12 protein-coding genes are annotated in these 14,920 nt (G+C 55.6%); 5 read left to right on the plus strand and 7 right to left on the minus strand.

Features of this window, described 5'->3' with window-relative positions:
- Positions 1–5 precede the first annotated feature (5 nt).
- From rsmE to metK, 5 genes are all read right to left on the minus strand, one after another.
- Complete coding sequence (gene rsmE / locus SPH27_RS16240; protein ID WP_023309126.1) at positions 6–737, minus strand: 16S rRNA (uracil(1498)-N(3))-methyltransferase; 732 nt, start codon at positions 735–737, stop codon at positions 6–8.
- Positions 738–788: 51 nt separating this feature from the next.
- Complete coding sequence (endA, locus tag SPH27_RS16245; RefSeq protein WP_182071656.1) at positions 789–1,496, minus strand: deoxyribonuclease I; 708 nt, start codon at positions 1,494–1,496, stop codon at positions 789–791.
- A 94-nt stretch (positions 1,497–1,590) separates the two neighbouring features.
- Positions 1,591–2,088, minus strand: a complete 498-nt coding sequence (locus tag SPH27_RS16250) for a SprT family zinc-dependent metalloprotease (RefSeq protein ID WP_033146604.1) — start codon at positions 2,086–2,088, stop codon at positions 1,591–1,593.
- A 58-nt stretch (positions 2,089–2,146) separates the two neighbouring features.
- On the minus strand, positions 2,147–3,544 hold the full coding sequence (gene galP, locus SPH27_RS16255) for a galactose/proton symporter (protein WP_182071657.1): 1,398 nt from the start codon (positions 3,542–3,544) through the stop codon (positions 2,147–2,149).
- Positions 3,545–3,903: 359 nt separating this feature from the next.
- Positions 3,904–5,058: a methionine adenosyltransferase gene (metK, locus tag SPH27_RS16260; RefSeq protein WP_182071658.1), complete on the minus strand. Its 1,155-nt coding sequence runs from the start codon at positions 5,056–5,058 to the stop codon at positions 3,904–3,906.
- A gap of 663 nt (positions 5,059–5,721) precedes the next feature.
- On the opposite strand from metK, the gene yqgB reads away from it, so the two are divergent.
- From yqgB to speB, 3 genes are all read left to right on the plus strand, one after another.
- Positions 5,722–5,853 carry an acid stress response protein YqgB gene (gene yqgB / locus SPH27_RS16270; protein ID WP_127341063.1) on the plus strand — a complete coding sequence of 44 codons (132 nt, stop codon included), beginning with the start codon at positions 5,722–5,724 and terminating at the stop codon, positions 5,851–5,853.
- A gap of 8 nt (positions 5,854–5,861) precedes the next feature.
- Positions 5,862–7,838, plus strand: coding sequence for a biosynthetic arginine decarboxylase (speA, locus tag SPH27_RS16275; RefSeq protein ID WP_023309121.1), 1,977 nt, complete (start codon positions 5,862–5,864; stop codon positions 7,836–7,838).
- Between the two features lie 208 nt (positions 7,839–8,046).
- On the plus strand, positions 8,047–8,967 hold the full coding sequence (gene speB, locus SPH27_RS16280; RefSeq protein WP_014071686.1) for an agmatinase: 921 nt from the start codon (positions 8,047–8,049) through the stop codon (positions 8,965–8,967).
- A 52-nt stretch (positions 8,968–9,019) separates the two neighbouring features.
- Here speB and SPH27_RS16285 read toward each other — a convergent pair whose 3' ends face one another.
- The gene (locus SPH27_RS16285; protein WP_182071659.1) at positions 9,020–10,288 is read right to left on the minus strand and encodes an OprD family outer membrane porin; all 1,269 of its coding nucleotides are present in this window, start codon (positions 10,286–10,288) and stop codon (positions 9,020–9,022) included.
- A gap of 209 nt (positions 10,289–10,497) precedes the next feature.
- Positions 10,498–11,256 carry a M48 family metallopeptidase gene (locus tag SPH27_RS16290; protein WP_021242066.1) on the minus strand — a complete coding sequence of 253 codons (759 nt, stop codon included), beginning with the start codon at positions 11,254–11,256 and terminating at the stop codon, positions 10,498–10,500.
- 272 nt (positions 11,257–11,528) lie between these two features.
- Here SPH27_RS16290 and tkt point away from each other — a divergent pair, with 272 nt between their 5' ends.
- Both tkt and epd read left to right on the plus strand, forming a co-directional pair.
- Positions 11,529–13,520: a transketolase gene (tkt, locus tag SPH27_RS16295; RefSeq protein WP_182071660.1), complete on the plus strand. Its 1,992-nt coding sequence runs from the start codon at positions 11,529–11,531 to the stop codon at positions 13,518–13,520.
- 340 nt (positions 13,521–13,860) lie between these two features.
- Positions 13,861–14,880, plus strand: a complete 1,020-nt coding sequence (gene epd / locus SPH27_RS16300) for an erythrose-4-phosphate dehydrogenase (protein ID WP_039262970.1) — start codon at positions 13,861–13,863, stop codon at positions 14,878–14,880.
- Positions 14,881–14,920 lie beyond the last annotated feature (40 nt).

A 14,920-nucleotide genomic window follows, 5' to 3' on the forward strand; every position in this document is an offset into this window, starting at 1 on the left:
ATGCTTCAACCCAGATCGCCAAACCGTACCTGTAGCGCGGTAATGGCCGTGAGTGCCGTTGTCTCAGTGCGCAGAACGCGAGGTCCCAACAGAATATCAGTAAACTGGTAACGTGCCGTCATCGCAATTTCATCCGCCGACAGGCCGCCTTCGGGGCCAATCAGCAGGCGTACGCGCTCAACGGGCAGAGGCAGCGTATTGATGCTGGCGCTGGCGCGCGGATGAAGATTGAGCTTCAGCCCGCTCTCCTCTTCTGCACACCAGTCCTCCAGATCCATCGCCGGGCGGATCTCCGGAATACGGTTGCGGCCACTCTGTTCGCAAGCCGCAATGGCAATTTTCTGCCACTGCTGGATCTTTTTGTTCAGACGTTCCGCATCCAGTTTAACGCCGCAGCGCTCAGAAAAAAGTGGCGTAATGAGGCTTACACCCAGTTCAATGGATTTCTGAATGGTGAACTCCATTTTCTCGCCGCGCGACATCACCTGGCCCAGATGGATGTGCAGCGGTGATTCCCGGTCATCCACTTCGCCACGCAGGACGTTAACGTGTACGCTTTTTTTATCAGACCGCGTGATTTCCGCGTCGAAAACCTGGTTCGAGCCGTCGAACAGCTGTATTGCCTGACCTGCGCCCATGCGCAGCACGCGGCCAACGTGGTTGGCGGCGTCATCAGACAGGGCGATTTCGCGGCCTGCGGTAATCAGTTCAGGATGGTAAATGCGGGGAATGCGCATAGTCAGAAATTCCATGTGTCATGCGATATAAGCGAATGGCCGTAGTGTAGGTTAGCTCTTTTGCGCCTGGCAAGCCCGCTGGACGTAAGGGTTGTGATTCCCCTGGACTCTGGCGATGCGTTCGTCGCGCTGGCATTCCCACTCCGTCACCGGGTACTGCTTGTCCCAGGCGTTGAACAGCTGCGTCTGCTGGCGGGAGAGGTTGAGGTCGTAACGGTCACGCATATAGAAGTAGGTGCGGGCAATGCTGCCGCGCGCGCGGGCAGGGGGCTCGGCGACTTTCTCTTTAAAATCAACCTTCATACCGCACTGGCCGTACTGGCCTTCGCCACCGTTCCACTGGCTGTACATGAAATTACCCCGGTCACCGTTCACTTCACCTACGGCAGGCTGCAGGTTATGCATATCGCTTTCCATCTGGCGATAAACCGGATCTTTGGCGCAGTTTTTACGTCCGCCATCCTGCCAGCACTGGCGCTGGTGGCCAAACTGCCAGGCCGGAACGACATGTTCCCATTCAATGCGGCTGGCGCGGTTTTCGTTTTTACGCACCTTATAGCCGCAGGACTCAAGGTCAACGCCCCCTTTTTTACCCTGCCAGTTAATTTTACAGCCGCAGTAGAAATCGCCCGGCACATCGGCGTTCACCTTCACGCCTGCTGCCTTGGCCTGGGAAAAACTGTTGATACCGTCGGCCAGAGCATGGCCTGAGAGCGCCGTCGTCAGAAAGGCGACCGCGAGAGAAAAATTACGGGACATCTTACACTCCGTGTCAAAACGAGCCCGCAACGTAACGAATGTTGTTCCCGTATGCAATCAGTCAGATCAGGAAAGTTCCTGAAAGTTCAGATGATTATTCCGCAACCAGCGGCTCGCCGCATTTGACGCAGCGGTAGGTCGCCTCGCCGCGCACCACGCGATTATGGCGGCGGACGGTAAGCTGGTGCTGCTGACACTGGCAGCGGTAGGGGAAGGTATTGCGGCGCACCGATTCCAGCTCGAACTGATGGGTACGGCGTGCCGGAACGCCGAGCACCGCTTCCATCATCCACTTCCACTCCTTGCCGTGGGGCGCGACGCGTCCGAAGTGTTTCCACACCAGCAGATGCGCCAGCTCGTGCGGTACCACTTCCTCGATAAACGCCTGCTGGTTTTCCATCATCAGCACCGGGTTAAGGCGGATCTCATAGGGCTCGAGCCAGGCGGTGCCCGCTGCGGTTCCGCGCTGCTGATATACGATCTTAGGTTCAGGGTAATTACGGCCGAGCTTCAGGTTCGCCTGGGCGAGTTTTTCCCGCAGGCTGCGCATAACGGCTTGCTGAACGGCAATGGGGAGACGGGGTGCTTTCATAGGGGCAGAGCATAAAGCGCGAAGCGGGGAGGCGCAAGAGGCGCCTCCCGCGTGAGGATCAGTCGTGGGCGCCGATTTCGCGCAGCGGACGACCTTTCATCAGGTTACGTTCAATATGTTCCAGAGAAACGTGTTTGGTTTCTGGAACCAACCAGATAGTCAGCACAATAAAGAAGATGTTCAGACCGGCGTAGACCCAGAAGGTGTTCGCGTTGCCCAGGGTATTGAGCATGGTCAGGAACGTTGCGCCGACGATCATGTTGGCAATCCAGTTGGTTGCGGTAGAGCAGGTGATACCAAAATCACGCCCTTTCAGCGGCTGGATCTCAGAGCACAGCACCCAAATCAGCGGGCCGGCGCTCATCGCAAATCCGACGATAAACATCAGCAGCATGCCGACCGCAAAGTACTGGGCGGTTGGTGAGTGAATGCCCACATGCATCATGGTACCGAGGACACCCATACCGGCCGCCATCACCAGGAAGCCCAGCGTCAGAGTTGGCTTACGTCCCCAGCGGTCCACCAGACCGATGGCGATAAAGGTCGCCAGCACGTTGGTCAGACCCACGATGACGGTCCCCCACATCTGCTCGGTGGTGTTGGTATAGCCCGCCAGCTCAAAGATTTTTGGCGCGTAATACATGATGACGTTCATCCCGGTGAACTGCTGCATCACCTGAAGCAGCACGCCGAGGAACACCGCGCGGCGGAAGTTGCTGTTCTCTTTAAACAGCGCCCAGCCGGACTGTTTGACCTTCAGGCTTTCGCGGATCTCTTCCAGCTCGTTTTTCGCTTCGGCGCTGGTGTCGCGCAGGCGCATCAGTACGCGTTCGGCATCGTGGAATCGACGTTTGGCGGCAAACCAGCGCGGGCTGTCCGGCAGGAAGAAGACGCCAATCAGCAGCAGAATTGCCGGGATGATGATCACGCCGAGCATCCAGCGCCATGCGCCGCTGTAGCTAAACGCGGTATCGGAAAGATACGCGCCCAAAATACCGATGGTGATCATGAGCTGATACATCGAAATCATACTGCCGCGGATTTTCTCCGGCGCGATTTCAGACAGGTAAAGCGGGGCGGTATAGGACGCCACGCCCACGGCCAGGCCGAGCAGCACGCGGGAAACCAGCAGAACCTCAACGTTAGGCGCAGCGGCAGAGAAGAGTGAACCGGCAACGAACAGGATCGCGCCGATCATCAGGCTCTTTTTACGCCCGAGCTTGAAGGAGAGCCAGCCGCTGCCGACGGCACCCACTGCGGCGCCGAACATCATGGAGCTGACCACCCACTCCTGGGTGTGAGCGCTGATCTGGAACTCGTCAGTGATGAAAGGTAATGCACCGGCAATGACGCCGATATCCAGGCCAAAAAGTAATCCTGCCAGGGCGGCGAGGAAACAGACGAAGAATGTCATCGCCTTGTTGGACGTACGCCCATGTTTTTTATTGTCAGGCATTATGCCCTCCAGTTGGGTTATCAGTTTTATTGATGTAAAGGGTAGGTGAGTGACCCGTAAAAATATGTGAGATTAATCACATTGGTGTAATCGGTTACACTAACGCGCAACCGTAAAAATAATTAAAGCTTTGAAAATATAGAGGTAAACGAGGTGATATGCATCGCGAAAGAACACATTTCAGACTTAACTGAAAGGCGATGTAACAGCAGAAGAAAGGCGATCATGCAAAGAGAATATTCTGAAAGCGAGACGCGTCCGGTGCGGTGTAATCGGTACCATATGTGCACCTTTGCGGCGCCACCAACAAAAAAAGGCCAGCCCGAAGGCTGGCCTTTTATCACGCAGATGTCAGTCGATTACTTCAGACCGGCAGCTTCACGCAGCAGGGCGGCTTTGTCGGTTTTTTCCCATGGGAAATGTTCACGACCAAAGTGACCGTATGCCGCGGTTTCTTTGTAGATTGGGTGCAGCAGATCCAGCATCTGAATCAGGCCGTATGGACGCAGGTCGAAGAACTCGCGCACCAGCAGCGTCAGCTGTTCTGAAGGCACTTTCTCGGTACCGAAGGTTTCAACCATGATGGAGGTTGGCTCAGCTACGCCGATCGCGTAGGAAACCTGGATCTCACAGCGGTCAGCCAGGCCGGCTGCAACGATGTTTTTCGCCACATAACGTGCCGCGTACGCCGCAGAACGGTCAACTTTAGACGGATCTTTACCAGAGAACGCACCGCCACCGTGACGCGCCATGCCGCCGTAGGTATCAACGATGATTTTACGACCGGTCAGGCCGCAGTCGCCCATTGGGCCGCCGATAACGAAGCGTCCGGTTGGGTTGATGAAGAATTTGGTCGCAGAGCTCAGCCATTCGGTCGGCAGAACCGGCTTGATGATCTCTTCCATCACTGCTTCCTGCAGGGATTTCTGATCGACATCTTCGGAGTGCTGGGTAGAAAGCACTACCGCGTCAATCCCAACGATTTTGCCGTCGTCATACTGGAAGGTGACCTGGCTTTTCGCATCCGGGCGCAGCCACGGCAGGGTGCCGTTTTTACGCACTTCAGCCTGACGCTGCACCAGACGGTGTGCGTAGGTGACCGGTGCTGGCATCAGCACGTCGGTTTCGTTGGTTGCATAGCCGAACATCAGGCCCTGGTCGCCCGCGCCCTGTTCCAGCGGATCGGCACGGTCAACGCCCTGGTTGATGTCTGGAGACTGTTTGCCAATCGCGCTCAGAACCGCGCAGGAGTTGGCATCAAAGCCCATATCAGAATGCACATAGCCGATCTCACGCACCGTGTTACGGGTGATCTCTTCGATATCAACCCATGCGCTGGTGGTGATCTCACCGCCAACCAGAACCATGCCGGTTTTGACATAGGTTTCGCACGCGACGCGCGCTTTAGGATCCTGCGCCAGGATCGCATCCAGCACTGCATCGGAGATTTGGTCAGCAATTTTATCAGGATGTCCTTCTGATACGGACTCGGACGTAAACAGGTGTTTTGCCATGTTTTATTTCACCTAAGAGGAATTTGGTTAGCTCAAGCTGCTGTGCGGAATAGCCAAAGGAGATAATTCTACCAAGGCCTGCAGGTTTTTGACACTGGCAGTATGAGTGTTAATCAGTATAGATGGATTAACATCTGGACGGCTATTTTAGGTCACTTCTTCGCCCGATTTCCAGTTTTTTTTGACTAACCTCTCACTCAGTTGAAATTACGGCTGGCAATAATTCCTGACGGCCCCGGCAACACGCACATTTATCTTTTGCTTTTTACCCCTGTTCTCGGTATAAAACGCGGCGCGCGGCTCATATAAAATAAGCGCTCGATGAACTCATCGTGTCGCCACTTCCAGCCGGGTTAAGCAGTGAACTTTTAGCTTTGGCTTGTGGTCCGTTTCAACAGAGGCGGCCGTGGAGGTGATACGAGATAATGAACCATCGTTTTCCGCACATTCAGCGCAGCCGTTCTGGCGCGTATTTGATTCCCGCAACCCGCATTTCTAGTCTGCAAACCTGCCGATGTTATACCCATCTCGGCGCTTCTCAGGATTCCAGGGCCGGTCACGCTTTGTGAAAACTGAACAAGGGCGCTCTTGTTAATACAAGAGTTTTCTCGTGGTTTCGCCGAACCTTGTCATACAGAGTTCGGATACGTGTTTTACAATGATATGAATAAGAAACCGGTCGCACGGTCTGGTTTTCAGCATACTCTGCTGGGAAACGGAGCCGTTTATGGGTTGTTATCGCCGTATAACGCTGCGATAGTAGTCAACTGTTTTACACTTATTACAAAGAGTTGAGGTTCGCTATGTCTGACGACATGTCTTCTTTTTCGCCTTCGTCAGCGGGCGAACAGGGTGTACTACGTTCTATGCAGGAGGTTGCGATGAGCTCCGAGGAAGCCAGCAAGATGCTGCGCACTTACAATATTGCCTGGTGGGGCAATAACTACTATGACGTCAACGAACTGGGCCACATCAGCGTCTGCCCGGATCCGGACGTCCCTGAAGCGCGCGTGGATCTCGCGAAACTGGTGAAAGCTCGTGAGGCTCAGGGCCAGCGTTTGCCTGCACTGTTCTGCTTCCCGCAGATCCTGCAACATCGCCTGCGTTCTATTAACGCCGCGTTCAAGCGCGCGCGTGAGTCCTACGGCTATAAAGGCGACTATTTCCTGGTTTACCCGATCAAGGTGAACCAGCACCGCCGCGTGATTGAATCCCTGATCCACTCCGGCGAGCCGCTGGGCCTGGAAGCTGGCTCCAAAGCGGAGCTGATGGCGGTTCTGGCGCATGCGGGCATGACCCGTTCAGTGATCGTCTGTAACGGCTATAAAGACCGTGAATACATTCGTCTGGCGCTGATCGGCGAAAAGATGGGCCACAAGGTCTATCTGGTTATCGAAAAGATGACCGAAATCGCCATCGTGCTGGAAGAGGCCGAACGTCTGAACGTGGTGCCACGCCTTGGCGTGCGTGCGCGTCTGGCGTCACAAGGTTCCGGTAAATGGCAGTCCTCCGGCGGCGAGAAATCCAAGTTCGGCCTGGCGGCAAACCAGGTGCTGCAGCTGGTGGAAATCCTGCGCGAGCGCGGTCGTCTGGACAGCATTCAGCTGCTGCACTTCCACCTCGGCTCGCAGATGGCCAATATTCGCGACATCGCCACCGGCGTGCGTGAGTCAGCGCGTTTCTACGTTGAGCTGCACAAGCTCGGCGTGAATATTCAGTGCTTCGACGTGGGCGGCGGCCTCGGCGTGGACTACGAAGGGACCCGCTCGCAGTCTGACTGTTCCGTGAACTACGGCCTGAACGAATACGCGAACAACATCATCTGGGCGATCGGCGATGCCTGTGAAGAGAACGGCCTGCCGCACCCGACGGTGATCACCGAATCCGGTCGCGCGGTGACCGCGCACCATACGGTGCTGGTCTCTAACATCATCGGCGTTGAGCGTAGCGAAATCAGCGAAGCGACGCCTCCGGCAGACGATGCTCCGCGTTCCCTGCAAAGCATGTGGGAAACCTGGCAGGAAATGCACGAGCCGGGCACGCGTCGTTCCCTGCGCGAATGGCTGCACGACAGCCAGATGGACCTGCATGATATTCACGTGGGTTATTCTTCAGGCACCTTCAGCCTGCAGGAGCGCGCGTGGGCGGAGCAGCTCTACCTGAACATGTGCCATGAAGTGCAGAAACAGCTCGACCCGAGCAACCGCGCGCACCGTCCGATTATCGACGAGCTGCAGGAGCGTATGGCGGACAAGATTTACGTCAACTTCTCGCTGTTCCAGTCGATGCCGGATGCCTGGGGTATCGACCAGCTGTTCCCGGTTCTGCCGCTGGAAGGGCTGAACCACGCGCCGGAACGCCGTGCGGTGCTGCTGGACATCACCTGTGACTCCGACGGTGCCATCGACCACTACGTTGACGGAGACGGTATCGCAACGACGATGCCAATGCCGGAATACGACCCGGAGAACCCACCGATGCTGGGCTTCTTTATGGTCGGCGCGTATCAGGAGATCCTCGGCAACATGCACAACCTGTTCGGTGATACCGAAGCGGTGGACGTGTTCGTGTTCCCTGACGGCAACGTGGAAATTGAGCTGTCCGATGAAGGGGACACCGTGGCGGACATGCTGGAATACGTTCAGCTGGATCCGAAAAAACTGCTCACTCAGTTCCGCGACCAGGTGAAAAACACCGGTCTGGACGATGCGCTCCAGCAGCAGTTCCTGGAAGAGTTTGAAGCGGGCCTGTACGGGTACACCTACCTGGAAGACGAGTAGGAAAACGCCCTCTCCCACAGGGAGAGGGCGGGGTGAGGGCATCAGACCGCACAATGCCCTATACTCACTTGAACCCGTATGCATTACCGGCGATAATTCGCCCCAATAAGCGATTTACGAATCAATCCCTTCCTCGTCGGGTTTAACGACGCGGAGGGGATTTTTTTTCATCTGTTTTTAATGTATCGACTTTAAAAGAGGTCAGGACATGAGCACTTTAGGTCATCAGTACGATAACTCTCTGGTATCTAACGCGTTTGGTTTTTTACGCCTTCCGATGAACTTCCAGCCGTACGACAGCGACGCTGACTGGGTGATCACCGGCGTGCCGTTCGATATGGCAACATCTGGCCGCGCGGGGGGGCGTCACGGCCCGGCTGCGATTCGTCAGGTTTCCACTAACCTGGCCTGGGAGCATAACCGCTTCCCATGGAACTTCGACATGCGCGAGCGCCTGAACGTGGTGGACTGCGGTGACCTGGTGTACGCCTTCGGCGACGCGCGTGAGATGAGCGAGAAGCTGCAGGCGCACGCCGAGAAGCTGCTGGCTGCCGGTAAGCGCATGCTCTCCTTCGGCGGCGACCACTTCGTGACCCTGCCGCTGCTGCGCGCCCATGCGAAGCACTTCGGTAAAATGGCGCTGGTGCACTTCGATGCACATACCGACACCTACGCGAACGGCTGCGAGTTTGACCACGGCACCATGTTCTTCACCGCGCCGAACGAAGGTCTGATCGACCCGAACCACTCCGTGCAGATCGGTATTCGCACCGAGTTCGACAAAGACAACGGCTTCACCGTGCTGGATGCGGGCCAGGTTAACGATCGCGGCGTCGACGACATCATCGCTCAGGTGAAGCAGATCGTGGGTGATATGCCCGTGTATCTGACCTTCGACATCGACTGCTTGGATCCGGCATTTGCACCGGGCACCGGTACGCCGGTCATCGGCGGTTTGACCTCAGATCGTGCCATCAAGCTGGTGCGCGGCCTGAAGGATCTGAACATTGTCGGGATGGACGTGGTGGAAGTGGCGCCTGCGTATGACCAGTCCGAGATCACCGCGCTGGCCGCAGCGACTCTGGCGCTGGAAATGCTCTACATTCAGGCAGCCAAAAAAGGCGAATAAGCCTCACCTTGCGTGAAAAAAAACCTCTCTATTGAGAGGTTTTTTATTGCCTTCAGAACACGTTAAACGGGTATTCCACATAAGCTCGAATCTCGTCCCCGCCCACGTTGTACTCGCTGGCGTTGCCGGAGATGCGCAGTACGGAGTAGCGCAGTTTAAGCTTCAGATCCTTCGCCGGACCATCCTGCACCTGGTACTGGATCTGGTTAAACCACTCGTGCTCTTTGCCGTTGCTGGTTTCAGAGGTTTTAATATTATCCCCACGCACGTAGGCAGTGGTCCAGCTCAGGCCCGGTAAGCCAAGGCCGCCAAAGTCCAGACCGTAGGATGCCTGCCAGGAACGTTCGTCTTCGCCGTTAAAATCAGACCAGTAGGAGTTCGCCAGCCAGATGGTGTTTCCGCCGTCACCCACGCCGCCCTTGTCGCGATAGCCGCCGTAGTTGTAGCCGGTGCTGCCGCTGCTCTGCTGGTACGCCACTTTGAACGTGTGAATGTCCCAGATGTAGCTCGCCGCCAGGCTCCAGATGGTGTTGCTGCGGCCCGTGTCGAGGCTGTCCGCGTAACCCTGATCCAGACGGGAGTTATAGCCGTTGAAGTCGAGCACCAGCTGCTGCCCGGTGCTGAACGGCTGTTTGAAGTTCATGCCCAGGTACTGCTTGTTCATCACCTCTTCATTATGAGAGGCGTACAGCGCGCCGCTGAACTGGTCGTTAAACTGATAGCTCGCACCGCCGAAGGAGAGGCTCTTCAGTCCGCTGTCGTGGCGGTCATCGCTTTTACGCTGCTCGTCGGTGAAGTAACCGGCGTTGATTTCCAGACCGTCGATCTCTTTCGAGGTCAGCATGGTGCCGGTGTAGCTTTCAAACAGCAGGCGGGAGCTGTCGGCATTCACGATGGGCAGCTCAGGGCGCTGATTTCCGTAGCTCAGTACGGTATTCGAGATGCGCATTTTGGCGGTTGCGCCAAACTTTGCCAGATCGGATTTTGCCCGGCCGTCGTCTTCCTGCTTAAAGAAGTCGATGCCGCCCGCGCCGCTCTTGCCGCGGCCGCCGTCCAGGCGCACGCCATACTGCGCGATTCCGTCCACGCCAAAGCCCACCAGCCCTTCGGTATAGCCGGATGCAAACGTGGCGATGATCCCCTGACCCCATTCGGCTTTGTCCTGCTGGCCCTGATGGTAGTCGCGGCTGATATACGCATTGCGTAAAAACAGATCCAGATGGCTGTCGTCAATAAAACCCTGGCTGTCGGATTGCTGGCTTGCAGCGGCGGGTAATGCGGAAAATAAGCTTAAAGCAATTAATGATAATTCTTTTTTCACGGAGGGAACGTCTCTGTCTGGATATATTAATTTGAATAACTGCGGGGTGATAATTACCGGAAAAAGTAACCTTTGCAATAATTATGTGACCAGACATTTCAAGGTGATAAGGCAGATTTGGCGGGGCTTTCAGGGGTGTTATCGATACGTGCTGTTAAGTTAACAATTCATGCGAAATAAAAAGGAGGCAAAATTGCCTCCTTCTGAAATTATTTAATCCCGTCTGCGGCCATACGGTCGCGAATATGCTGTGCGCGTTCTTCTGAGGCCGGGTGATCGTCAAACATGGAGCTTTGGCGTCCGGCTTCCAGCTTGGCCAGTTTTTCGAAGCTGGTGGCTAAGCCTGATGGATTAATGCCGCGTTTGCGCAACAGATCGTAGGAGTAGTCATCCGCCTCGGACTCCTGACGCTGTGAGAACTGAGAGTTAACCAGTTTTTCACCCACGTCGCCAAGCTGTGACTGCGACAGGCTGCCAACGATACCGCCCGCAGAGGCCGCCGCTGCGCGGATGGCATTGGTGCCCAGGGCAACCTGCATCCCTTTCTTCACGTGTCCCAGGGCAACGTGGCCCATTTCATGGCCGATGACCGCTTCCACTTCGTTGTCGGTCATCATGTCCATCAGCCCGCTATAGACGCGGATACAGCCGTTCGCCATCGCGAAGGCGTTCACGTCTTTCGCCATGTACACCTTGTAGTTCACCGGCTGGCCGTTGATGTTGTCGCCCAGCGCGGAAGCAATCTTATTCAGACGCTGCGTGTAGGTACTGTTAGCCGGCGCAAGCGTGGCTTTTCCGTCCATATCTTTACAGGCCTGGTCGCTCAGCGCTTTCACCTGCGCATCGCTCAGGGAATAGGCCTGAAAGGCCTCTGCGCCTGACGTCATCAGACCGTTAGAATCCATATTCTGACAGCCGCTCAGCAGGAGCGTTGTACCCAGGGCCAGCACTATTGCACGCATTTTCATGAGGTTGCTTCCGTACTCGTTAAACTGAATAAAATCCGAAAAGGGCACCGTCAGCGAAGCCGGTGTCGGGCTAAGTATAAGGAATATCTACAGGGCCGGGCGAGCAGATTGCGCAACATGCGAGCATGATCCAGAGATTTCTTAACAAGCAAAAGAATGCTCCATGTACATGACTTGCGGCTTGGGTTACATTGTTGGCACTTTTTTCCGGCGTAGCCCAAAACGCGCTGTCGTCAAGGGCATGGCCTTTAACAGTCCGATCTGGAGTTAAAATGTCCTCACGTAAAGAGCTTGCTAATGCTATTCGTGCGCTGAGCATGGACGCAGTACAGAAAGCCAAATCCGGCCACCCAGGGGCTCCTATGGGTATGGCTGATATCGCCGAAGTCCTGTGGCGTGATTTCCTGAACCACAACCCGCAGAACCCGTCATGGGCTGACCGCGACCGCTTCGTGCTGTCCAACGGCCACGGCTCTATGCTGATCTATAGCCTGCTGCACCTCACCGGCTACGATCTGCCTATCGAAGAGCTGAAAAACTTCCGTCAGCTGCACTCTAAAACTCCAGGTCACCCGGAAGTGGGTTACACCGCTGGCGTAGAAACCACCACTGGCCCGCTGGGTCAGGGTATTGCTAACGCTGTGGGTATGGCGATTGCCGAGAAGACGCTGGCGGCGCAGTTCAACCGTCCTGGTCACGACATCGTAGACCACTTCACCTACGCGTTCATGGGCGACGGCTGCATGATGGAAGGCATTTCTCACGAAGTGTGCTCCCTGGCAGGTACCCTGAAGCTGGGCAAACTGGTTGCGTTCTATGACGACAACGGTATCTCCATCGACGGTCACGTTGAAGGCTGGTTCACCGACGACACCGCAGCACGTTTCGAAGCCTACGGCTGGCACGTAGTGCGTGGCGTTGATGGTCACGATGCTGACTCGATTAAACGTGCAGTGGAAGAAGCGCGCGCTGTGACGGACAAACCGTCCCTGCTGATGTGCAAAACCATCATTGGCTTCGGTTCGCCGAACAAAGCGGGTACTCACGACTCCCACGGCGCACCGCTGGGCGACGCGGAAATCGCACTGACCCGCGAAGCGCTGGGCTGGAAACACCCTGCATTCGAAATCCCGTCTGAGATCTACGCTCAGTGGGATGCAAAAGAAGTAGGCCAGGCGAAAGAAGCGGCCTGGAACGAGAAATTCGCTGCCTATGCGAAAGCGTTCCCGCAGGAAGCGGCTGAATTCACCCGTCGTATGAAAGGTGATATGCCGTCTGACTTCGACGCGAAAGCGAACGAATTCATCGCTAAGCTGCAGGCGAACCCGTCTAAAATCGCGAGCCGTAAAGCGTCTCAGAATGCGATTGAAGCGTTCGGCCCATGGCTTCCAGAATTCCTGGGCGGCTCCGCTGACCTGGCGCCATCTAACCTGACCCTGTGGTCTGGTTCTAAGCCAATCAACGAAGATACTGCCGGTAACTACATCCATTACGGTGTACGTGAATTCGGTATGACCGCTATTGCCAACGGTATCTCCCTGCACGGTGGTTTCCTGCCGTACACCTCTACCTTCCTGATGTTTGTCGAATATGCACGTAACGCCGTGCGTATGGCCGCGCTGATGAAACAGCGTCAGGTGATGGTCTACACCCACGACTCCATCGGTCTGGGCGAAGATGGTCCAACTCACCAGCCGGTAGAGCAGGTGGCTTCACTGCGCGTGACCCCGAACATGAGCACATGGCGTCCATGTGACCAGGTGGAATCCGCGGTGGCGTGGAAATACGGCGTTGAGCGTCAGGACGGTCCAACCGCGCTGATTCTCTCCCGTCAGAACCTGGCACAGCAGGAGCGTACGCCTGAGCAGCTGGCAAACATCGCTCGCGGTGGTTACGTGCTGAAAGATAGCGCGGGCCAGCCAGAGCTGATCTTCATCGCCACCGGTTCTGAAGTTGAACTGGCTGTTGCCGCGTGGGAAAAACTGACTGCCGAAGGCGTGAAAGCGCGCGTGGTCTCCATGCCGTCTACCGATGCGTTCGACAAACAGGATGCCGCTTACTGTGAATCCGTTCTGCCTAAAGCGGTTTCCGCTCGTGTAGCAGTGGAAGCGGGTATCGCTGACTACTGGTTCAAATACGTGGGTCTGAACGGCGCTATCGTCGGTATGACCACCTTCGGTGAATCTGCTCCTGCAGAACAGCTGTTCGAAGAGTTCGGCTTCACCGTTGAGAACGTTGTCGCGAAAGCGAAAGAACTGCTGTAATCGTTTGTACGGTGCGGGCTGATGCCCTCACCCGAGCCCTCTCCCACGGGAGAGGGTGCAAACACTAAAAAACGGTAACCTCTCGGTTACCGTTTTGCTTTTACCTTGCCGCCATTATTCCACCTAAAATGTGACGCAAGTCATATAGCGCGCTTATTCATCTGGACAGACATTCCTTTTATTCCCCGATTCGCTTATTCTTGCTGAAGCGTTTCAGTCGATTAAATGTTCGACAATTGACCAATCAATCGCAGTTTGTGACAGCAAGGATTCCCCTTCGGGCGTAGCTGGATTACTCTTTCAGCCACCTCAAACTCAGGGATTGCTTTGCAGGAGATCTATGACCGTACGCGTAGCGATTAATGGCTTCGGTCGCATCGGACGTAACGTGGTTCGTGCTTTATATGAATCCGGACGTCGGGCGGAAATAACCGTGGTGGCAATCAATGAACTGGCGGATGCTACGGGCATGGCGCATTTATTGAAATATGACACCAGCCACGGACGCTTTGCCTGGGACGTACGCCAGGAAAGAGAACAGCTGTTTGTGGGTGACGACGCTATTCGTGTGCTGCATGAGAACAGCATCTCCGGGCTACCCTGGCGTGAACTGGGTGTGGATGTGGTGCTTGACTGTACCGGCGTGTACGGCAACCGCGAACATGGCGAAGCGCATCTGGCAGCAGGCGCGAAAAAAGTCCTGTTTTCTCATCCCGGCAGTAACGACCTCGACGCGACCGTCGTATTTGGCGTCAACCAGCATGAGCTGCAGGCCGAACACCGCATTGTTTCCAACGCCTCCTGTACCACTAACTGCATTATTCCGGTCATCAAACTGTTAGACGATGCGTATGGCATTGAATCCGGCACCGTGACCACGATTCACTCCGCCATGCACGATCAGCAGGTTATCGACGCCTACCATCCGGATTTACGACGCACTCGCGCAGCGAGCCAGTCAATCATTCCGGTGGACACGAAACTGGCTGCAGGGATCACCCGAATTTTTCCGCAGTTTAATGACCGGTTTGAAGCGATTGCCGTGCGTGTACCGACGATTAACGTCACCGCAATCGATCTTAGCGTGACGGTGAAAAAACCGGTAAAAGCCTGTGAAGTCAACCTGTTGCTGCAAAAAGCGGCACAGGGGGCATTTCATGGTATAGTTGACTATACGGAATTACCGTTGGTCTCAGTAGATTTTAACCACGACCCGCACAGCGCCATCGTCGATGGTACGCAAACGAGAGTCAGTGGCGCACACCTTATCAAGACGCTGGTCTGGTGTGATAACGAATGGGGCTTTGCTAACCGAATGCTTGACACCACGTTAGCAATGGCCGCTCAAGGTTTCAGGTAAGACGCATTGTGCGTCTGCAAAACTTTAAGAATCAACGAGA

This window comes from Enterobacter sp. A103, assembly GCF_034427535.1.
In the GTDB taxonomy this organism is placed as follows: domain Bacteria; phylum Pseudomonadota; class Gammaproteobacteria; order Enterobacterales; family Enterobacteriaceae; genus Enterobacter; species Enterobacter asburiae_B.